18 protein-coding genes are annotated in these 20352 nt (G+C 67.9%); 12 read left to right on the top strand and 6 right to left on the bottom strand.

From position 1 onward, the window contains the following. The first annotated feature begins 101 nt into the window (after positions 1-101). The 7 genes from NFL01S_RS03145 (at position 102) to NFL01S_RS03115 (ending at position 7490) form a co-directional block, all read left to right on the top strand. Positions 102-791, top strand: coding sequence for an Rv1476 family membrane protein (locus NFL01S_RS03145; RefSeq protein ID WP_245670485.1), 690 nt, complete (start codon positions 102-104; stop codon positions 789-791). Between the two features lie 625 nt (positions 792-1416). Continuing rightward, positions 1417-2571 (top strand): chaperone MoxR1, encoded by a 1155-nt coding sequence (gene moxR1, locus NFL01S_RS03140; RefSeq protein ID WP_084492350.1) that lies wholly within the window; start codon positions 1417-1419, stop codon positions 2569-2571. A 23-nt stretch (positions 2572-2594) separates the two neighbouring features. Beyond that, the gene (locus NFL01S_RS03135; RefSeq protein WP_062971136.1) at positions 2595-3551 is read left to right on the top strand and encodes a DUF58 domain-containing protein; all 957 of its coding nucleotides are present in this window, start codon (positions 2595-2597) and stop codon (positions 3549-3551) included. Then, positions 3548-4549, top strand: a complete 1002-nt coding sequence (locus tag NFL01S_RS03130; protein WP_062971135.1) for a VWA domain-containing protein — start codon at positions 3548-3550, stop codon at positions 4547-4549. The genes NFL01S_RS03135 and NFL01S_RS03130 overlap by 4 nt, the downstream gene beginning before the upstream one ends. 179 nt (positions 4550-4728) lie before the next feature. Continuing rightward, positions 4729-5445: a 3-oxoacyl-ACP reductase FabG1 gene (gene fabG1, locus NFL01S_RS03125; protein WP_062971134.1), complete on the top strand. Its 717-nt coding sequence runs from the start codon at positions 4729-4731 to the stop codon at positions 5443-5445. Positions 5446-5563: 118 nt separating this feature from the next. Then, positions 5564-6397: an NADH-dependent enoyl-ACP reductase InhA gene (inhA, locus tag NFL01S_RS03120; RefSeq protein WP_062971133.1), complete on the top strand. Its 834-nt coding sequence runs from the start codon at positions 5564-5566 to the stop codon at positions 6395-6397. Between the two features lie 25 nt (positions 6398-6422). Beyond that, the gene (locus NFL01S_RS03115; protein WP_062971132.1) at positions 6423-7490 is read left to right on the top strand and encodes a ferrochelatase; all 1068 of its coding nucleotides are present in this window, start codon (positions 6423-6425) and stop codon (positions 7488-7490) included. Between the two features lie 507 nt (positions 7491-7997). Here NFL01S_RS03115 and NFL01S_RS03110 read toward each other — a convergent pair. Continuing rightward, the gene (locus NFL01S_RS03110; protein ID WP_062971131.1) at positions 7998-8813 is read right to left on the bottom strand and encodes an Rv1486c family protein; all 816 of its coding nucleotides are present in this window, start codon (positions 8811-8813) and stop codon (positions 7998-8000) included. Positions 8814-8877: 64 nt separating this feature from the next. Then, positions 8878-9705 carry a DUF3097 domain-containing protein gene (locus NFL01S_RS03105; protein WP_062971129.1) on the bottom strand — a complete coding sequence of 276 codons (828 nt, stop codon included), beginning with the start codon at positions 9703-9705 and terminating at the stop codon, positions 8878-8880. Between the two features lie 101 nt (positions 9706-9806). On the opposite strand from NFL01S_RS03105, the gene NFL01S_RS03100 reads away from it, so the two are divergent. Together NFL01S_RS03100 and NFL01S_RS03095 are read left to right on the top strand one after the other, a co-directional pair. Then, positions 9807-10238: an NfeD family protein gene (locus NFL01S_RS03100; RefSeq protein WP_062971127.1), complete on the top strand. Its 432-nt coding sequence runs from the start codon at positions 9807-9809 to the stop codon at positions 10236-10238. Further along, positions 10239-11507: an SPFH domain-containing protein gene (locus NFL01S_RS03095; protein WP_062971125.1), complete on the top strand. Its 1269-nt coding sequence runs from the start codon at positions 10239-10241 to the stop codon at positions 11505-11507. It abuts the gene before it with no gap. A 96-nt stretch (positions 11508-11603) separates the two neighbouring features. On the opposite strand, the gene NFL01S_RS35180 is transcribed toward NFL01S_RS03095, so the two are convergent. Together NFL01S_RS35180 and NFL01S_RS03090 are read right to left on the bottom strand one after the other, a co-directional pair. After that, positions 11604-11768, bottom strand: coding sequence for a hypothetical protein (locus NFL01S_RS35180; protein ID WP_157116185.1), 165 nt, complete (start codon positions 11766-11768; stop codon positions 11604-11606). Between the two features lie 152 nt (positions 11769-11920). Further along, the gene (locus tag NFL01S_RS03090; protein WP_062971123.1) at positions 11921-12646 is read right to left on the bottom strand and encodes a TVP38/TMEM64 family protein; all 726 of its coding nucleotides are present in this window, start codon (positions 12644-12646) and stop codon (positions 11921-11923) included. A gap of 320 nt (positions 12647-12966) precedes the next feature. Between NFL01S_RS03090 and NFL01S_RS03085 the strand changes: the two genes are divergently transcribed. Genes NFL01S_RS03085 through meaB form a run of 3 tightly spaced genes read left to right on the top strand, consistent with a single transcriptional unit; the run spans position 12967 to position 18115 of the window. Next, a complete protein-coding gene (locus NFL01S_RS03085) occupies positions 12967-14841 on the top strand; it encodes a methylmalonyl-CoA mutase family protein (protein WP_084492349.1) in 1875 nt (624 codons plus the stop codon). Beyond that, positions 14841-17126, top strand: coding sequence for a methylmalonyl-CoA mutase (gene scpA / locus NFL01S_RS03080; RefSeq protein ID WP_062971122.1), 2286 nt, complete (start codon positions 14841-14843; stop codon positions 17124-17126). Before NFL01S_RS03085 ends, scpA begins: the two co-directional genes overlap by 1 nt. Continuing rightward, positions 17123-18115 (top strand): methylmalonyl Co-A mutase-associated GTPase MeaB, encoded by a 993-nt coding sequence (meaB, locus tag NFL01S_RS03075; protein ID WP_062971120.1) that lies wholly within the window; start codon positions 17123-17125, stop codon positions 18113-18115. The genes scpA and meaB overlap by 4 nt, the downstream gene beginning before the upstream one ends. 135 nt (positions 18116-18250) lie before the next feature. Here meaB and NFL01S_RS03070 read toward each other — a convergent pair whose 3' ends face one another. Together NFL01S_RS03070 and NFL01S_RS03065 are read right to left on the bottom strand one after the other, a co-directional pair. Next, positions 18251-19153 (bottom strand): amidohydrolase family protein, encoded by a 903-nt coding sequence (locus NFL01S_RS03070; RefSeq protein WP_371851758.1) that lies wholly within the window; start codon positions 19151-19153, stop codon positions 18251-18253. A 46-nt stretch (positions 19154-19199) separates the two neighbouring features. Next, the gene (locus NFL01S_RS03065; protein ID WP_062971118.1) at positions 19200-20270 is read right to left on the bottom strand and encodes a nucleoside hydrolase; all 1071 of its coding nucleotides are present in this window, start codon (positions 20268-20270) and stop codon (positions 19200-19202) included. Positions 20271-20352: the final 82 nt, after the last annotated feature.

Below are 20352 nucleotides of genomic sequence, written 5' to 3'. Positions count from 1 at the left end.
GTGGCGGGTGTGCACCGACCGTGCGGGTGTCGCGTAATCTGCTCTCGAGCTGGACCGGATTGCCGGGGCGTGCCGTCGGGTACTCCCGGAATTCGTGCCCAGTGCTCGCGACCCCTGTCGCCTCGTCCTACGATGCGGCCTCGACCAAGACCGGATGGAAGATGACCGTCACCCACACTTCGGCCTTCTCCCACAGGGCCACCAAACTGCCGGACGAATTCGACACGGACACTCTGGCGGAAGTCCGGGCCGATCTCGCCGGCAACGGGGTGTCCACACCCGACGGAGACGACCAGAGCGAACTGGCCGCAATCGTGGCCGATGCGCGGGCGCACGGCATCGACCTGAGCATCGTGGTGATGCACGGCAACCCCGGCCACGATTCGGAACTGCGGGACCTGGCGACCGAGGTCGCCGGATTCCAGCACGGCACGGTCGCGGTCTTCAGCGACGACTGGATCGGCACCACCAGCGATTCGATCAGCCGCGTCCGGCTCGAATGGGCCGAGGACACCGCGAAGTTCAAAGGCGGTGACAGCGAGGAGGCGGCGCAGATCCTGGTGCACCGCCTCGCGCAGACCCCGACGGTGAGCTGGACCGAGATCACCTCGGTGCTGCTGGCCGGCCTCGTTCTGGTGATCGGCGGGTTGTACTGGGTCAAGGCACGCCGCCGCGACGATACGACGGCAGCGGATACCGCGCCGGCACCCGACGCGCCGGCACCCGCGGAAGACTCCGAGGTCCCTTCCGGTTTCGCCGAAGAAGCCGTGCGCGAGCCGGCCTCCCGATAGGTACTTCGCCTGTCGCGGCACGTGCCCGCAGTGCTGTTTCGGTCGGAGGCGGGCCCGGCGCCGCGCCGCCCTCTCCGGCACTGCATGACCGGGTTCGCGGGCACCCTGGAAAGCCGTTCGGCGGCGTTATCGGCTCGACGACCCGAGCGAAAGCGTGTGGTTGCGCGTGGAGCCGGTCGTTCTCTGGTTCGCGGATTCGCGTCCGGGCCGTGAGTGTACGTCGCCGTCTCTGTGACCGCCGCCTACGCCTGTCGGGGTATCGGGGTCCGGCGGATGCGGTGATCGACGAGTTGCCGCGCCTCCGTGGCGCTGTACCGGTTTGTGTGGGCACCGAGCTGATGCCTGCGGACCGTCTGGTTCGCTCCCGGCGTCCGCGCGTACCGCCGTCCGGTGCAATTGTGCAGGTTTCGGCGGCCGCTGCGGCGGGCATCATGCCTTATCGGTACGTATGGTCGAGGGCGACGGGCGATGCCGGTGGCCGCGGCCACCGGGTGGACACCATCCGCCGGACCGGCGACCGCAGGTGAAGGCGGCGAAATCCGCGACAGTGGAGCCGGTTGCGGCGGATACGGTCATCACCTGGAATAGTTGTGACAGCACGCACAGGACCGAGGCGAAAGCGGGGATGTTGGTGACTTCGACGGACGGTGTCAAAGGGGCGGATTTGGCGAAAGAACCGCCGGCGCCTGCTTCGAGCACCCTCGAACGCGACGTCCAGACCCTGGAAAAAGCGATCTACGAGGTCAAGCGGGTAATCGTCGGTCAGGATCGGCTGGTCGAGCGGCTGCTGGTCGGGGTGCTCGCCCGCGGTCATGTGCTGCTGGAAGGCGTGCCCGGTATCGCCAAGACGCTGGCGGTGGAAACCTTCGCCAAGGTGGTCGGCGGGTCGTTCTCGCGCGTCCAGTTCACCCCCGACCTGGTGCCCACCGACCTCGTCGGTACCCGTATCTACCGCCAGGGCCGGGAAGAGTTCGATACCGAACTGGGCCCCGTCGTCGCCAACTTCGTACTGGCCGACGAGATCAACCGCGCCCCCGCGAAGGTGCAGTCGGCGCTGCTCGAGGTGATGGCCGAACGGCATGTGTCGATCGGCGGTAAGACCTACCCGATGCCCGATCCCTTCCTGGTGATGGCCACCCAGAACCCGATCGAAAGCGAAGGCGTGTACCCGCTGCCGGAAGCGCAGCGTGACCGCTTCTTGTTCAAGATCGTTGTCGACTACCCTTCCGTCGAGGAGGAACGTGAGATCATCTACCGGATGGGTGTCGCGCCGCCGGAGCCGGGGCAGATCCTGGAGCCGGCGGAGTTGCTGCGTTTGCAGAAACTCGCCGCGAACACCTTTGTGCACCATGCGCTGGTGGATTATGTGGTCCGGGTGATCTCGGCCACCCGTGTCCCGGCCGAATTCGGTATGCACGATGTGGCGAACTGGATCTCCTACGGCGCCTCCCCCCGTGCCAGCCTCGGCATCATCGCCGCGGCCCGCGCGGTCGCGCTGATCCGCGGTCGCGACTACGTGGTTCCCCAGGATGTCCTCGAGGTCATCCCGGATGTGCTCCGGCATCGCCTGGTGCTCTCCTACGATGCGCTCGCCGACGAGATCAGCCCCGAGGATGTGATCCAGCGGGTGCTGCAGACCGTCGGCCTGCCGCAGGTGGCACCGCAGGCGGTGGCGCCCGGTGCGCCGTCCGCCGCCGAGAACGGCAACGGCCGGCCGCCCGTTCCGCCGCAGCAGGCGCCCCAGATGCCGCAGACCGCCGGCGCGAACCAGCCCCAGTGACCCGGCCGGACCCCCGTGCCCGCATGCCCATGGCAGAACACGCGCCCCCCTCGTTCCGGTCGGGCGAGCTGACCGATCCACATCTGGCGGCCGCCCTGAAAACCCTGGAGCTCACGGTGCGCCGCCGATTGGACGGCGTACTGCACGGCGATCATCTCGGCCTGATCCCGGGTCCCGGTTCGGAACCGGGTGAGGCACGCGCCTATCAGCCGGGTGACGATGTCCGGCAGATGGACTGGTCGGTCACCGCCCGCACCACCCACCCACATGTCCGGCAGATGATCGCCGACCGTGAACTGGAAACCTGGATGGTGGTGGATCTGTCCGCCAGCCTGGACTTCGGCACCGGCGCCTGCCAGAAACGCGATCTCGTGGTCGCCGCCGCGGCCGCGATCACCCATTTGACGATGGGTGGCGGCAACCGTGTCGGCGCCGTGGTGGCAACCGGTGAGCAGCTGCGGCGGATTCCGGCGCGCAGCGGCCGGGTGCATGCGCAATCGCTGCTCCGCAGTATCGCCACCACACCGCATCCGCGCGACGGGGTACGCGGTGATCTGCACGGCGCCATCGAATCGCTGCGCCGTCCGCAGCGCAAACGCGGACTCGCCGTGGTGATCAGCGATTTCCTCGGGGATATCACCTGGCAGCGGTCGTTGCGCGCCATCTCCGCGCGGCATGAGCTGCTGGCCGTGGAGGTGCTCGATCCGCGCGATATGGCTTTGCCCGATATGGGTGACGTCGTCCTGCACGATCCGGAGACCGGGCGGACCCGCGAGTTCAGCGTGACGCCCCAGCTGCGTGCCGACTATGCGGCGGCCGCGCAGCGGCATCGGGCGGAGGTCGAGCAGACCCTGCGCAGCTGCGGCGCCCCCGTGATGACCTTGCAGACCGACCGGGACTGGATCGCCGATGTGGTCCGGTTCGTCTCCACTCGGCGCCACAGCCTCGGCGCCTCGACTTCGCGGGTGCCACGCCAGTGAGTATTTCGAACTTCGCCGCCCCGATCTGGCTCGGGTTCCTTGCCGTCATCCTGCTGCTCGCGCTGGCATATCTGCTGGTCCAGCGTAGTAAACACCGCCATATGCTGCGATTCAGCAATATGGAGCAGCTCGAGAAGGTGGCGCCGAACCGGCCGGCTTTCTGGCGGCATATCCCGATCATCCTGGTGATCGTCGGCATGGTGTTCTCCACCATCGGCGCCGCCGGGCCGACCGCCGAGCAGAAGGTGCCCCGGAACCGGGCCACCGTCGTCCTCGTCATGGACGTCTCGCTGTCGATGGAAGCCACCGATGTTTCACCGAGCCGGCTCGAGGTCGCCCAGCAGGCGGCCAAGGATTTCGCCGAAGGTCTCACCCCGGGGATCAACCTGGGCCTGGTGACCTATGCGGGGACCGCCTCGGTACTCGTCTCGCCCACCACCGACCGCGGTTCGGTGAAGGCCGCTATCGACAACATCCGCCTCGCCGAACGCACGGCCACGGGTGAGGGGATCTTCACCGCCCTGCAGTCGATCGAAACCCTGGCCTCGGTCCTGGGCGGGTCGGAGACACCGCCGCCGGCCCGGATCGTGCTGATGTCCGACGGTAAACAGACCGTTCCGGATTTCGAGGATTTCGACAATCCGCGCCACGAATTCGTGGCAGCCCGGCTGGCCAAGACCAAGAAGATCCCGGTGTCGACGATTTCGTTCGGTACGCAGTGGGGTGTGGTCGAGATCCCGCGCGACGACGGAGGCACCGATCAGGTGGAGGTTCCGGTGGACGACGAGGCGATGCAGGAAATCGCGCAACTGTCCGGCGGAGAGTTCTATACGGCCTCCAGCCTGGAGGAGCTCTCCGGCGTCTACGACACCCTCGAAGAGCAGATCGGCTACGAGATCACCCGGGGTGACGCGAGCCGTCCCTGGTGGCTGCTCGGCCTGCTGGCGACCCTCGCCGGTGTCGTGGTGGCCCTGCTGCTGCGGCAGCGGCTGCCGTAACCGTATCCACCGGCGCTTCCTGCGGGCCGGTGACCACGCGACAGACGGGCCGGGTCCGATATCGGACCCGGCCCGTCGGTGTACCCCCCGGTTTTGTCCGAGACGCACAAGTACACCGGCGAAATATGGGTGGACGTCCCATGCGAGTGCTACCGGTGCCGCCAGGTAGGTTTGTCCCCATGTCGAACTTCACAGCACGCTCGGTTCTGGTGACCGGCGGCAACCGCGGGATCGGGCTCGCGGTGGCGCAGCGCCTGCACGCCGACGGCCACAAGGTGGCCGTCACCCATCGCGGTTCGGGTGCACCCGAGGGCCTGTTCGGAGTGAAATGCGATGTCACCGACAGTGAATCGGTGGATCGGGCGTTTTCCGAGGTCGAGGCTGCACAGGGGCCGGTGGAAGTACTGGTCGCCAATGCGGGCATCACCGACGACACGCTGCTCATGCGAATGACCGAAGAGCAGTTCACCACGGTGGTCGATGCGAACCTGGCCGGCGCGTTCCGGTGCGCCAAGCGGGCCAATCGGGCCATGCTGCGCGCCCGGTGGGGCCGGATGATCTTCCTCGGCTCGGTGGTGGGCCTCGCGGGCCAAGCCGGGCAGATCAACTACGCCGCCTCGAAGGCCGGCGTTGTCGGGCTGGCGCGTTCGATCACCCGTGAGCTCGGTTCTCGGTCGATCACCGCCAATGTCGTCGCACCCGGTTTCATCGAGACCGATATGACCAAGGACTTGCCGCAGGAGATGCGGGATATGGCCGAGAAGTTCATCCCGCTCCAGCGAGTCGGTAAGCCCGAGGATGTCGCGGCCGTGGTCAGCTTCCTCGCGTCGCCGGATTCTGCTTACGTCTCCGGCGCGGTGATCCCGGTCGACGGTGGTATGGGCATGGGGCACTGACCCGCCCGTAGGTCACCGAGCACATCTCGACAGCCGCGCCGACAGTTCGGTGAACACCGTCGGCGTGGCCGGTCGAACGCGATCCACAACACCACACATCAGGGAGAACCGAGAACTCATGGGCGGATTGCTCGAAGGCAAGACGATCCTCGTCACCGGCATCATCACCGATGCCTCGATCGCATTCCACGCGGCGGCGATCGCGCAGAAGGAAGGGGCCCGGGTGATCATCACCGGCCTCACCGAACGCCTGCGGTTGATCGACCGGATCGCCAAGCGGCTGCCCGAGGAGGTGCCGCCGGCCATCGGGCTCGACGTCACCAACCAGGAAGATCTGGACAAACTGCCCGAGGAGCTTCGCCGTCTCGCGCCCGAGGGGATCGACGGTGTCCTGCATTCGATCGCCTTCGCCCCGAAGACGCTGATGGGCCCGGATGCCGTGCCGTTCCTGGAGGGGCCGAGCGCGGATGCGGCGAAATCCTTCGAGATCTCGGCGTGGAGCTATGCGGCACTGGCGCGGGCGGTACTGCCGGTGATGAACGAGCGCGGATCGATCGTCGGCATGGATTTCGATCCTCGTACCGCCATGCCGTACTACAACTGGATGGGTGTGGCCAAGGCCGCGCTGGAATCGGTGAACCGGTACGTGGCGCGTGAGGTCGGCTACGCGAAGCAGATCCGGTCCAATCTGATCGCCGCCGGCCCGGTGAAAACCCTTGCCGCCAAAGCGATCGCAGGGACCGCGACCGATGACGCGAAACAGCTCAAACAGCTGGATACCTACTGGGACGGCGCGTCCCCGATCGGCTGGGACGGCGGTGCCGAAGTGGTCGGCAAATCGATCGTGGCGCTGCTGTCGGATTGGCTGCCCGCGACCACCGGATCGATTGTCTACGTCGACGGCGGGGCCAGCCACAACACCTGGTTCCCCGAGAACATGCCGCTGGACTGATCACCGGACCTGGTAAGGAGGCGCCGTGGCCCGCGCGGCCGACGCACTGCTGCTGCTGTCCTTCGGTGGACCCGAGGGGCCCGAGGATGTGCTGCCGTTTCTGGAGAACGTCACCCGCGGTCGCGGCGTCCCACCCGACCGCCTGACCGAGGTCGCCGAGCATTATCTGCATTTCGGCGGGGTATCGCCGATCAATGCCTGCAACCGCGCGATCATCACCGCGGTGGAGGCGAGGCGGGCGCGCACCGGATTCGATCTGCCTGTGTACTTCGGCAACCGGAACTGGCACCCGATGGTCGAGGACACGCTGGCGCAGATGGCCGCCGACGGGGTGCGTTCGGCCCTGGTGTTCCCGACCTCGGCCTGGGGTGGGTACTCGGGGTGCCGGCAGTACGACGAGGACATCACCAGGGCCCGGGCAGCGGTGGGTCCGGAGGCGCCGGAGCTGATGAAGCTCCGCCACTATTTCGATCACCCACTGTTGATCGCGGCCTTCGCGGACGCGATACACGCTGCGCGGGAGACACTTCCGGCCGGACGGGCCGAGAACGCCAGGCTGGTGTTCACCGCGCATTCGGTGCCGATCGCCGCCGACAATGCGGCGGGGCCGCCCGCCGGCGGCGGTAATCTCTACAGTCGGCAGGTGGCCGAGGCTGCTCGGTTATGTGCCACCGCAACGGGTTTCGGCGATTACGACGTTGTGTGGCAGTCGCGTTCGGGACCACCGCAGGTTCCATGGCTCGAACCCGATATCGTCGACCATCTGGAAGCCTTGCCGGACAAGGGGTTCGACGCCGTGATCGTCTGCCCGGTGGGTTTCGTCTCCGATCACCTCGAAGTGATCTGGGATCTCGACAACGAAGCCGCCACGAAGGCCGCCGAACTCGGGATCGCCTTCGCCCGCGCGGCGACTCCGGGTACCGACGATCGATTCGCCGAGCTGATCGTCGAGTTGGTGGCCGAGCACCTGCGCGCAACGCCGCCGCGGCGTCTCGGTGAGGTCCCCGGCTACGGGTGCACGGTCGACGGCGCGCTGTGTGCCGTCGGCTGTTGCGAACCGGTGCGGCGACCCAGCGGTCGCCGGCAGGACTGATCCCGGACACACCACAGCGGTGGTGCAGCGCGTCGCCGGTGTACCACCGCATCGTCGCTCTCGAAGCCCGGGCCGGCGCCTTCCGGCGGCAACCGCAGACCTGTGACGGGCCGGCCGGCGGATCGCTGCGGCCACACCCCGCAGTTCACGATGACCGGCACGTGGTGATCGCTCGGTCTCTCGGCCGGAGGGGCGGGGATCCCGGTCTGTGATATCCGGGGTCCGGCGGCGCCGCGGCCGCCGGCGGTGGTGCGAGTGGAGGTGACCTGTCTGCGAACCTGCCGCGATCAGGACGGACCGGTGGTGGTCGGTGCGCCGCACCCGGCGGCGAGGCCGTTGGTCTGTTCCGTCACGTCCGGCGGGGAGACGGTCGTCGTGCCGGTCGCTGGTCGGGAGGTGCGCCCCGCAAGGGACCGGCGATGATCGGAGCACCCTCCGTGGACGAGTCGGCCTGGGACACCGGAGCGGCCGGCGACGATCCGCAGGCCCGACCGTAACGAGCCCGGCTCAGCGTGACTGGGGAGCCGCCGTGTGCACGGCGACGAGGCGGGCGGCGCGAAGGGCATCCCACAGGGGACGGAGCAGGGATTCGTGGGTGGTGGCAGCGGTGGCCGAGGTCGGTGCGGAGGCGGGCTCGCGCTGGGCGACGGTGAGGATCGCCGCCACATGGTCGGCAGTGTCGAGGATGCGTTTTGCCCGCAGCGGTACGTAATCGGGGTAGGTGTGACGGGAGTAGTCGGCCAGTTCGGCCTCGATGAGTTCGCGCGGATCCGCATCGCCGCCGCCGAGACCGGTGGTATGCAGCTGCATGAGCGCGTCGGCGGCATCCCGCACGGCTTCGCGCATGGCGTACTCGGCCTCACCCAGCGACATCTCGGGGCCCGCGGCCGGTGGCATCGGAACGGCGTAGACCGTCCACTGCAGCGTCGAATCGTCCTCGTGATACGGGATGAGGCCGGTGCCCTCCGTGCCCGGAACTCCGATGAGAATTCCCTCACCCGCCTCGATCGCATCGGTGGCGAACGCAGTCCCCACCGGCAGCCCGCGGACATCGCCGGGTACCGGCAGCACCAGCCGCAGCTCCGCGCCGGGGGCCGACAGAGCCTGCCGAATCATCTTGAGCAACGGCATAACCGCTGTCGTGGCAGTCTCCCCGAGTGCGGTCCAGGGCAGGTCGGTGCGCCCACCGGTCACCGGATCACCGGCGGACAGCGTGTGCCGCGGGGCCCAGGCGTGCAATGCCTCGAGAACGTCGTCGGGCGCGCTGCGACCCGCGAGCCACGAACCGGCCCACAGCGTGAGGGTGGCACTGGGAGAGCACATAATCATCGAGCATAAAGGGTGGCGGCAGTCGGCGGGCAGCGTCTGCGCAGGCTGTCGGCACGCGTTAGAATTGTTGCCCTGGTTCGGTCACGAAATCGATCAGCCGTTCCACCGCGCCGAGTAGCGGCGCCTCCAGATCCCGGAATGAATCCACCGCCGAATACACCCGCCGCCAGCCGTCCTGCGGTGTGCCCCAGCCCAGTCGGCTACAGACACCGGTTTTCCAGTCTTCACCGCGTGGGACGCGCGGCCATTCCGGTATTCCGACGGCCGCCGGTTTCACCGCTTGCCAGATGTCCACGAAAGGATGCCCGGTGACGAGTACGAATTCACCGAGCCCGGTGGTGAGATGCGTTTCCTTCGACCCCGTCACCAGATGGTCCACGAGCACACCGACACGTTTTCCGGGGCCGGGACCGAATTCGGCCAGGCGGGCAGCGAGATTGTCCAGTCCTTCCAAATGCTCCACCACCACCCCCTCGACCCGGAGGTCGTGCCCCCAGACGCGCTCCACCAAGGCGGCATCGTGCACACCTTCCACCCAGATACGGCTCGGGGCAGCGACTTTCGCCCGCAAACCGTCGACCCGGGTCGAGCCGGAGGCCGAACGGGCGGGTTTCGCGGGTGCCGATTTCGCCGGCCGCAGCAATGTCACGGGTGTGCCGTCGATGAGGAAAGCCGCTTCGCGCATCGCGAAAAGGCGTACCGCGCCGCGGGCGTCCGCCAGTTTCACGAAATCGCCGTCGTAGGTGCGGTCGAACCCCACCACCGCGCCGCAGAAACCACTGGCCGCGTCCTCCACCACGAGGTCGTGTTCGGCCACGACCCGGGCAACGGTGCGTTTCGCGGTGCGTGGATGGCCGGAAAAGATATCGCCGTATCGATCGCTCACCGGCCCGAAAGTAGCGTATCGGCGGTTTCTGCGGCGGCTGCCGGGACAGGGTGTCGCCGTCCGGGCCCCCTGCGGGGCAATATCCCACTAGGCTGGACGGCGTGGCTGCTATTGTCTGGCTGGTCGCCGGTGTGTTGCTGGCGGCCGCCGAGATGTTCATCGGTGAACTGACGTTACTGATGCTCGGTTCCGCCGCGTTGCTGACCGCGGGGGTGAGCTTCCTGACCGATGCCCCCGTCGTCGTGGACGCGGTGGTCTTCGCGGTCTCGGCGGTGGTGCTGCTGCTCGGTGTCCGGCCGGCGCTGTTGCGGCGCTTCGGAACCCCACCCCCGACACCGACCAATGTGGACGCCCTGACCGGTAAGACCGCGCTGGTGCTGGAACCGGTCGGTGAACACGACGGCCGGGTGAAACTGAGCGGCGAGGTGTGGAGCGCCCGGTCCCTGGATCCGGGGGAGGAATACCCGGAGGGCGCGACCGTATACGTAATGAAGATCGACGGGGCGACCGCGGTCGTCTGGAAGGGCCCGTAAATGGCTGCATTGATACTCGTTGCCGCACTGGTGGTGCTGGCGGCGGTGGTGGTTTTCAAGTCGATCGCGCTGGTGCCGCAGGCCGAGGCCGCGGTGATCGAACGACTCGGCCGGTATTCGCGGACGGCGTCGGGACAGCTGACGTTCCTGGTGCCGTTCGTCGACCGGATCCGTGCCAAGGTCGACCTGCGCGAACGCGTGGTGTCCTTCCCGCCGCAACCCGTGATCACCCAGGACAACCTCACCCTGCAGATCGACTCGGTGGTGTATTTCCAGGTCATGCAGCCGCAGGCGGCGGTCTACGAGATCTCCAACTACATTGCCGCGGTCGAACAGCTCACCGTCACCACACTGCGCAATGTGGTCGGCGGGATGACCCTGGAGGAGACGCTGACCTCCCGCGACCAGATCAACAGCCAGCTGCGCGGGGTGCTCGACGAAGCGACCGGGCGCTGGGGTCTGCGGGTGGCCCGGGTGGAGCTCAAAGCCATCGATCCGCCGCCGTCGATCCAGGAGTCGATGGAGAAGCAGATGAAGGCGGACCGGGAGAAGCGGGCCATGATCCTGACCGCCGAGGGCAACCGGGAATCGCAGATCAAAACTGCCGAGGGTGCCAAGCAGTCGCAGATCCTGTCCGCCGAAGGTGCCAAGCAGTCGGCGATCTTGTCCGCCGAGGGTGAGCGGCAGAGCCGTATCCTGCGGGCCCAGGGTGAGCGGGCTGCCTCCTATCTGCAGGCGCAGGGGCAGGCCAAGGCGATCGAGAAGGTCTTCGCCGCGATCAAATCCGGCAAACCGACACCCGAGTTGCTGGCCTATCAGTACATGCAGACGCTGCCCATGGTCGCCCGGGGCGATGCGAACAAGGTGTGGCTGGTGCCGAGCGATTTCGGGAAGGCCCTGGAGGGGTTCGCCAAGAACTTCGCCACCAAGGGCGAGGACGGTGTCTTCCGGTACGAGCCCCCGGCCGAGGACGAGACCGCGGGAAAATTGGACGACGACGCCGACGAGGTCGCGGACTGGTTCGACACCAGTACCGATCCGGCCGTCGAACGTGCGGTCCGCGCCGCCGAGTCCGTGGCGCGGACACCGGTGGATACGGCAGCGCCCGTGAACACCGCGAAATCGGATCCGCAGCCCGCGCCGCGGCAGCAGCCGCCGCAGGCGGTCATGCCGCCGCAGCCGGGCCCCGCGTACGGCGTGCAACCACAGCAGCCGGGGATGCCTCCGCAGCAGTACCACCAGCAGCCGCGGCCGCCGCACCAGCAGTAACCTGTCCGCTGCGCGGTCGCTCGAGTGGCAGCAGTCGCAGTCCAGGACCGTCCGGTGCGCGCGGGCGTTCCGGCGGTCACCGCGTCCTAGGCGTCGCTACCGCTGTGGGGAACGGCCCGGGATGTAGTGGCCCCCGTGCGCGGCCGGGTCGTCGATATAGCGGGCCACTTCGCGCTCGGTGCGGAACGAGGCGATGATCCGTCGTTCCTGGGAGCGGGTGGCGGAGGTATCGGCAGGGTGTGGGTCGCTGCTGAAGAGCACACTGCGTGCGGCCGAGGCCGGCTCAGCCGGTCGCCGAGAATGTAGTGCGGCCCGGGGGCAAGGGACAGCCCGGCCGCGAGCTATCCGGCTGTCGCGAGCAGGAACTGCGCGGTGAACCGACTGCGAGTGAATGGTAACCGGTAAGAGGCTGGTTATCTGTTGGCAACGATATCATCGTGCGGCGTTGCGGCCGGTGACGTGGCGTGAGGTGATCCCGGGATTGTGGCCGGGCCGCTGACGACCGGTCGCCAGCGCTGGTCGATCATCAGACCGAGGCAGCCGGCGGCGATACAGGCGATCGACACCCCGACCATGACCGGATGCGTGCCGCCGGTCAGCGCGTCGGCGAGTACCACGGTGGCGGCCGTGCCGGGCAGGATGCCCACGAGTGTGGCACCCACATACGGCCAGACTCGGAGGGAGGACAGCGCGCACGAATAGTTCACCACCGAGAACGGCGCGAAGGCGATCAGGCGCAGCGCACCGACAGCCAGCCAGCCGCGGCGGCGCAGGCGGTCGTCGATCACCCGCACCGTGGGGTGTTCGAGATAGGGGGCAACCCGGTCCCGGCCGAATGCGCGAACCAGGAGGAAGGCCGCCGCGGCACTCAGCAGTGAGGCGGTGACCGCTACGCCGAGACCGAGGAACGGCCCGAAAAGCAGTCCCGATGCCACCGTGAACACGGTGCGGGGAACCGGCGCGATGATGATCATCGTATGTGCCGCGAAGAACAGCACCGGGAACCAGGGGCCGGCGTTCTCGGCCCATTCCTGGATCTGGCGGGGGTCGGGTAACGGGGTGAGCAGCGCCGCCGCGCAGACGACCGCGGCGAGGCAGAGCACGAGGACCAGCCGGCGGTCGCGGAGGAAGCGGGACACCGGGCGAGATTACCCAGTGTTGTCCGCACTGCGGCAGTCGGTGCCGACGCTGTGGCTGCGCACCGTCTCCGGGGGCGTGAGTTGTGGGATCGGCCGAAGTGGCCGAGAACAGTAGCGGACCGCTCAGTGGGCCGTCTCGGCCGGATGGGGTTACCCGTTGGTAGCGGTGGCCCCGGGCGCTCGATTCGGGCGTCCCGGCTAGCATCGGAGGGGCGGGCTGAATGCCCGTTAACCAAAGTATTCGCTGAGCTGGGCGGATGCCAAGGTACCCGCGCACGTAGTTGGTGCGCTTGTACTGGAACGACAAGAGGGAACAGGGTATGCCGATTGCTGCAGAGCCCACGGCCGGGGCTGATCCGTCCTCGTCCGCGGTGCCCGAATATCCCGCCTGGCGCAAGGGTGTGGCGGGTGTGCTGGCCAAGACCCGCAAGGTCGATGCGGCCGAACTCGGTGCGGAACCCGAAAAGCTGCTGAACCAGTCCACCTACGACGGGCTGGATATCGCGCCGCTGTACACACGCCGGGACGAACTGCCCGAGCAGCCGCTGCCCGGCGCCTACCCGTTCGTCCGCGGCGGCGACGGCACGCGCGATGTCCATCGCGGCTGGTTCGTCAACGTCCGTATCGCCGCCGCCGACGCGGCCGCCGCGAACCGGGAGCTGACCGCTGGTCTGGAGAACGGCGCGAGCGCCGTCGAACTCACCGCCGGTGCGCACGGCGTACCGGTGGGTGATCTGGCCGCCGCGCTCGACGGCTTGCTGTTCGAGCTGGCGCCACTGGCCCTGCGGGCGGGCACCGACGTCGCCGAAGCGGCCGAAGCCATCTACGAAATGGTCGACCGGTATTCGGCACCCGACCGCTCCGCGATCCGGATCTCGCTCGGCGCGGCCCCGCTCACCGCCGCGTTCGCCGGTACCGAGGACCTCGGCCTGGCCGAGACGACGGCCCTGGCGGTCACCGCCGGCCGGCGATCCGAAACCGTTCGCGCGATCACCGTGGACGGCACCGCCTTCCACGATGCCGGCGCTTCCGACGCCCAGGAGCTCGGTGCCGCTGTTGCCGCCGGACTCGAATACCTGCGGGTGCTGTCCGGGGAGATGCCGGTCGCCGAAGCGCTGCGCCAGGTGGAGTTCCGGTTCGCCGCCACCGACGACCAGTTCGCCACCATCGCCAAGTTCCGCGCCGCGCGCCGCCTGTGGGCGCGGGTCGCCCACGCGCTCGGCGCACCGTCGGAAGGCGCGGCTCCGCAGCATGCGGTGACCTCCGCCGCGATGATGAGCCGGCGCGACCCCTGGGTGAATCTGCTGCGCACCACCCTGGCCGCCTTCGGCGCCGGAGTGGGTGGCGCCGATACCGTCACCGTGCTGCCGTTCGATTCCGCGCTGCCCGCCGGTGAACTCGGGGTCTCGGCGTCTTTCTCGGAGCGGATGGCCCGTAACACCCAGCTGCTCCTGCTCGAGGAATCCCATCTCGGGCATGTGCACGACCCCGGTGCGGGTTCGTGGTACGTCGAGCAGTACACCGCCGATCTGGCTGCTGCCGCCTGGGAATTCGTGCAGGAACTCGAGGCCGCCGGCGGCTATCGTGCGGCGCTGGATTCCGGCCTGCTCGGCACCCGGATCGGTGCGACGAAAGCACAGCGGGAAAGCGATATCGCCCACCGCCGTACCGCCGTCACCGGTGTCAACGAATTCCCGAACCTGGCCGAGGCGCCGCTGTCGGAGGCTGCTCTGACGGCCGGACCGGGACAGCGCTACGGCGCCGCGTTCGAAGCGCTGCGCGATCGTTCGGATACCTATCTGGCGGCGCACGGCACCCGCCCGCAGGCCCTGCTGGTGCCACTGGGCACGGTGGCCGAGCACAATGTGCGGGTCACCTTCATCGCCAACCTGCTGGCTTCGGGCGGGATCGAATCCGTCAACCCGGGCCCCCTGGCCGATGGTGAGATCGCCGCGGCGGCACAGGAATCCGGCGCGAAGATCGCGGTACTCTGCGGCACCGACGCGCGGTACGGCACCGATGCCGCGGGCGCGGTGGAACAACTACGCAGCGCCGGTGTCGAAACGGTACTGCTGGCCGGGCCGGAGAAGGTCGTGGCCGGTATCGAGGAGGCCCGGCGTCCGGACGGGTTCCTGGCGGCCCGGATCGACGCGGTCGCCGCCCTGACCGCCCTGCTGGAGAAGGTGGGAGCCTGATGACGACTCAGCGAATCGAACAGGTGGTCGGCAGTTTCGCCGATGTGCCGCTCACCGAGCCGGGGCTGACCCCGGCCGCGGCCGACGACAGCGCACGTGACGCCTTTGTCCGGGAATCGGCCGCGGCGAACAACTACGCCCCCGAACAACTCGTGTGGTCGACCCCCGAGGGGATCGAGGTGCCACCGGTGTTCACCAAGGCCGATCGGGACGCGGTGGCCGCGGCAGGTTTCCCGCTCGACAGCGTCCCCGGTGTCGCGCCGTTCGTGCGCGGACCGTATCCGACGATGTATGTGAACCAGCCGTGGACCGTCCGCCAGTACGCGGGTTTCTCCACCGCGGCCGATTCCAATGCCTTCTACCGCCGTAACCTGCAGGCCGGTCAGAAGGGTCTGTCGGTAGCGTTCGACCTGGCCACCCACCGCGGGTACGACTCCGACCATCCGCGGGTGCAGGGCGATGTCGGCATGGCGGGCGTGGCCATCGATTCCATCCTGGATATGCGCCAGCTCTTCGACCAGATCCCGCTCGACCAGGTCAGCGTCTCGATGACGATGAACGGCGCGGTACTGCCGATCCTGGCGCTGTACGTGGTGGCGGCCGAGGAACAGGGCGTGGCGCCGGAACAGCTGGCCGGAACGATTCAGAACGATATTCTGAAAGAGTTCATGGTCCGCAACACCTACATCTATCCGCCGAAACCGTCGATGCGGATCATCTCCGATATCTTCGCCTACACCAGCGCGAAGATGCCGAAGTTCAATTCCATCTCCATCTCCGGCTACCACATCCAGGAAGCCGGTGCGACCGCCGATCTCGAACTCGCCTACACCCTCGCCGACGGCGTGGAATACCTGCGGGCCGGAATCGACGCCGGAATGGAGATCGACAAGTTCGCGCCCCGGCTGTCGTTCTTCTGGGCCATCGGCATGAATTTCTTCATGGAGGTCGCCAAGCTGCGCGCGGGCCGGTTGCTGTGGAGCGAATTGGTCGCGAAATTCGAGCCGAAGAATCCGAAATCGCTGTCGCTGCGGACCCATTCGCAGACCTCGGGCTGGTCGCTCACCGCGCAGGATGCCTACAACAATGTGGCGCGGACCTGTATCGAGGCGATGGCGGCGACCCAGGGCCACACGCAGTCGCTACACACCAACGCCCTCGACGAGGCGCTCGCGCTGCCGACCGATTTCTCGGCCCGTATCGCGCGCAACACCCAGCTGCTCATCCAGCAGGAGTCCAACACCACTCGCCCGATCGACCCGTGGGGCGGTTCCTATTACGTCGAATGGCTGACCCATCAGCTCGCCGAACGCGCTCGCGCGCATATCGCCGAGGTGGAGGCGCACGGTGGGATGGCGCAGGCCATCGGTGAGGGCATTCCGAAGCTGCGGATCGAGGAAGCCGCGGCCCGGACCCAGGCCCGTATCGATACGGGCCAGCAGCCGGTGATCGGGGTCAACAAATACCAGGTCGCCGAGGATCACGAGGTCGAGGTCCTCAAGGTCGAGAATTCGCGGGTGCGGGCCGAACAGCTCGAGAAGTTGCGGAGTCTGCGCGCCGATCGCGACCAGGACGCGGTGGAGCGGGCGCTGGCCGAACTGTCCCGGGCCGCCGCATCGTCCGACGGCGGGATGGAGAACAACCTGCTGGCGCTCGCTATCGACGCCGCGCGGGCGAAGGCGACCGTCGGCGAGATCTCCGACGCTCTGGAGAAGGTCTACGGCCGGCATCAGGCCGAGATCCGTACCCTGTCCGGTGTGTATCGCGACGAAGCCGGCAAAGTCACCAACATCACCACCGCCGGGGATCTGGTGGAGGAGTTCGCCGAGGCCGAGGGGCGGCGTCCCCGCATCCTGGTCGCAAAGATGGGTCAGGACGGGCACGACCGCGGCCAGAAGGTGATCGCCACCGCCTTCGCCGATCTCGGCTTCGACGTCGATGTGGGCCCGCTGTTCCAGACCCCCGAAGAGGTGGCCCGCCAGGCCGCGGACAACGATGTGCACTGCGTCGGTGTGTCCTCGCTGGCGGCCGGTCACCTCACGCTGGTGCCCGCCCTGCGGCAGGCACTGGCCGATGTCGGCCGGCCCGACATCATGGTCATCGTCGGCGGGGTCATCCCGCCCGGTGACTTCGACGAGCTCTACGAGGCGGGTGCCGCGGCGATCTTCCCGCCGGGCACGGTGATCGCGGACGCCGCGATCGACCTGCTGCGTAAGCTCGGCGCCGCGCTCGGACACGAGCTCGGTTCCGGCGCAACCGGTACCGAGGCGAATACCCAGGGATGAACGCGCGCGCCATCGACGTCGACGCGCTCGCGCAGGCAGTCCGCTCCGGTGAGCGGGCTGCCCTCGCCCGGGCGATCACGCTGGTCGAATCCACTAGGACCGATCATCGGGAGCTGGCCCAGCAGCTCTTGTTGAAGTTGACTCCGGAACCCGGTGCCGCACTGTCGAATCGGGTCGGGATCACCGGCGTGCCCGGGGTGGGCAAATCCACCTTCATCGACGCGCTGGGAATGAGCCTGATCCAGGAGGGGCACCGGGTCGCCGTGCTGGCGGTGGATCCCTCGTCCACCCGCACCGGCGGGTCGATCCTCGGCGACAAGACCCGGATGGCGCGGTTGTCGGTAGAGGCGAACGCCTTCATCCGGCCCTCGCCGACCGCCGGGACGCTCGGTGGGGTCGCCAAGGCCACCCGAGAGACCATCGTGCTGCTCGAGGCGGCCGGTTACGACGTGATCCTGGTGGAAACCGTCGGCGTCGGCCAGTCCGAGGTGACGGTGGCGAATATGGTCGACGTGTTCTGCTTCCTCACCCTGGCCCGCACCGGTGACCAGTTGCAGGGCATCAAGAAGGGTGTGCTGGAACTGGCCGATCTGGTCGCGGTGAACAAGGCCGACGGTAAACACGAGATCGAGGCCAAGGGGGCGGCCCGGGAGCTGTCCGGTGCGCTGCGGCTCATCCACCCGCACGATGCGCTCTGGAAACCGCCGGTACTCACCATGAGCGGCCTCGAGGGCACCGGACTGGACAAGTTCTGGCAGACCGTGCTGGATCATCGCCGGGTACTCACCGAGGCGGGGGAGTTCGCTGAGAAGCGACGCCGCCAGCAGGTCGACTGGACGTGGACGATGGTGCACGATCAGCTTCTGCGCCGGCTGGCCGACAATCCGAACGTGAAGTCGATCCGCGGCGAGGTGGAGGCGCAGGTGCGGGCGGGTGCGCTCACCGCTGCGCTCGCCGCGGAACGTCTACTGGACGCGTTCGACAGCTGACCGGAACTCCTGCGGCGCACAGCGCTGCCGGAGTTTCTTCCGGCGTGTGATCACACTGTAGTAGTGTAGATATGCGCATCTAACTATTTCCGAGGCGACGACCGGGACACGGTGGTGACGCTGGCCGACCGGAATTCAGGCGAGAGCGAAAAGCTCTGCGGCGGTGCGGTAGCAGACTGCGCGCAGCCAGTCGTCACCGAGGTCGAGACGTTCCAGCGCCTGCACGGCGTGGCGGTACGGGTAGGGGATATTCGGGAAATCGCTGCCGAACATGATCCGGTCGCCGTAATCGGCCAGCCGTTTCCGGGCATCGGAGGGGAAGGGGCTGCCCTCCTCGGCGAAATCGGTGAACGCCATAGTGGTATCGAGATGGACACCGGGATAGCGGTCGGCCAGATCGAGGAACTCGCGGTATTCGGGCATACCCATATGAGCCACGATCAGCGGTAACCGCGGGAAACGACGGAGTACCTCGGTGATCGGTTCCGGGCCGGTGAACGTACCGGGTGCGGGTCCGGAGCCGCAGTGGATGACCGTCGGTGTCTGTGCGTCGGTGAGCGCACCCCACACCGGTTCCAGCAGCGGGTCGCGGGGGTCGTAGGCGCCGACCTGGATATGTGCCTTGAAGACTTGTGCGCCCTGTTCCAGTGCAGCCGTGACGTATTCGGCTGCGGCGGGTTCTGGATAGAACGTCGCCGTATGCAGGCATTCCGGGACTTCTGCGGCGAATTTCGCCGTCCAGTCGTTGAGCCATGCCGCCATATCCGGGCGGTGCGGGTACACCAGGGCAGTGAACGCGCGAACCCCGAACCGCCGTAGCGTCTCCAGCCGGACCGGTTCCTCGTCCCGGTAGGTGATCGGCCACGGGCGCCCGATGAGTGGTCCGGCCGAATCGAAGTATGCCCATACCTTGCGCATGACCCGGTGCGGCATGAAGTGGGTGTGCACATCGATCAGCCCGGGCAGGTCGAGGCGCTGCCGCAACTGCGTCAGGTACTCCTCGTCGGCCGGGATCTCGGAGCCACCGGGTGTGGTCACTGGCTTGTCCTCCTGGGGTCGGGTCGGGTGCTGTCGTAGGACCGAGTCAGCCCGATTCCGCAGTGAGCGTGTGTTCGCCGACGGCCGCGGGGAAGCGCGCGCGGGCATAGTCGCCGATCCGGGTGATGAGCCGGTCGAAGAACCGGTCCGGGTCGGTGGCGACGACGATATCGGCGTTGGGCGGGCGGCCCCACATGCCCGCCCAGTCGGCGACGGTCGTGGCGCGGGTGAGAGTGCCGGCGAGCTCGACGTCCACCGTCGCGGGCCGAGTCCGGGCGAGCGTGGGGTCCAGGGCCACGGCAGCCGCGAACGGATCGTGCATATGGGCCAGATAGCCGAGGTCGTAGCCGTGGTGGAAGTCGAAATAGAAGCGGACGGCGTCGGTGACGTGGCGGATGATCGGATTGCTCGCCGCCGACCGCGCTGCGGGCGGGTCCGCCGGTGTGACCGTCTCGATCGGGAAGCTCCCGGCCCGGCTCGCCAGCCGTGTGAGATGTGCGGGTCGCATCTCGATGGTTTCGGTTATATCGAGTGCGCACACCACCGGTCGCCGATGCGCGGGTGCGGCGGAGAAAGCGTCGAAAACGATTTTCGCGGCTTCGGGATCGACGTGGATGTTCCACTCGTTGGTCGGGGTGGTATTGCCCGGATGGTTGAACGCCCCGCCCATGATCACCAACCGGCGCAGCAGCCGCGGGAGCTCGGGCTCGATCCGTAGTGCGAGGGCGAGATTGGTGAGCGGTCCGGTGCACAGGCCGAGCAGGTCCCCCGGATGCGCTCGCGCCAGATCGACCCACATCTGCGCCGCGCTGCGGTCGGAGATCCGGCGGGCCGGGGCGGGGAGTTCGGCGTAGCCCACGCCCTGCGGTCCGTGGGTGTCCTCGGTGGTGCGCAGTGGTATCTTGAGCGGATCGGTCGCGCCCAGCGCCACTTCGATATCCGGGGCATCGACCAGGTCGAGCCAGGCCAGGTTGTTGATCGCGACCTGGCCGGCGGGCACGTTACCGGCGGTGGCGGCGATGCCGGCGATCTCGGCGTCGGGACTGGCGAGCAGGTACAGCAGGGCGAGAGAATCGTCCACGCCGGTATCTACATCCACGATGATCCGCTGCCGCACTCTTCGAGCCTAGTGGGCATCGCAGGGCGACTGAGCCTGCGCCCCGGCTCGAGTCGTGGCGCCGATGAGGTATCCGTTGCCC

The organism is Nocardia flavorosea NBRC 108225 (assembly GCF_001613385.1).
In the GTDB taxonomy this organism is placed as follows: domain Bacteria; phylum Actinomycetota; class Actinomycetes; order Mycobacteriales; family Mycobacteriaceae; genus Nocardia; species Nocardia flavorosea.
The sequence above is the reverse complement of the archived record's forward strand: the minus strand, read 5'-3'. Positions and strand labels throughout refer to the sequence as shown.

What these genes read in the sequence shown, in the direction of transcription:
- NFL01S_RS03085 (WP_084492349.1), top strand. Translation starts at nt 12,967, where the DNA reads ATGCCGATTGCTGCAGAGCCCACGGCCGGGGCTGATCCGTCCTCGTCC.
- NFL01S_RS03110 (WP_062971131.1), bottom strand. Translation starts at nt 8,813, where the DNA reads ATGTGCTCTCCCAGTGCCACCCTCACGCTGTGGGCCGGTTCGTGGCTC.
- moxR1 (WP_084492350.1), top strand. Translation starts at nt 1,417, where the DNA reads ATGTTGGTGACTTCGACGGACGGTGTCAAAGGGGCGGATTTGGCGAAA.
- NFL01S_RS03135 (WP_062971136.1), top strand. Translation starts at nt 2,595, where the DNA reads ATGCCCATGGCAGAACACGCGCCCCCCTCGTTCCGGTCGGGCGAGCTG.
- inhA (WP_062971133.1), top strand. Translation starts at nt 5,564, where the DNA reads ATGGGCGGATTGCTCGAAGGCAAGACGATCCTCGTCACCGGCATCATC.
- meaB (WP_062971120.1), top strand. Translation starts at nt 17,123, where the DNA reads ATGAACGCGCGCGCCATCGACGTCGACGCGCTCGCGCAGGCAGTCCGC.
- NFL01S_RS03095 (WP_062971125.1), top strand. Translation starts at nt 10,239, where the DNA reads ATGGCTGCATTGATACTCGTTGCCGCACTGGTGGTGCTGGCGGCGGTG.
- fabG1 (WP_062971134.1), top strand. Translation starts at nt 4,729, where the DNA reads ATGTCGAACTTCACAGCACGCTCGGTTCTGGTGACCGGCGGCAACCGC.
- scpA (WP_062971122.1), top strand. Translation starts at nt 14,841, where the DNA reads ATGACGACTCAGCGAATCGAACAGGTGGTCGGCAGTTTCGCCGATGTG.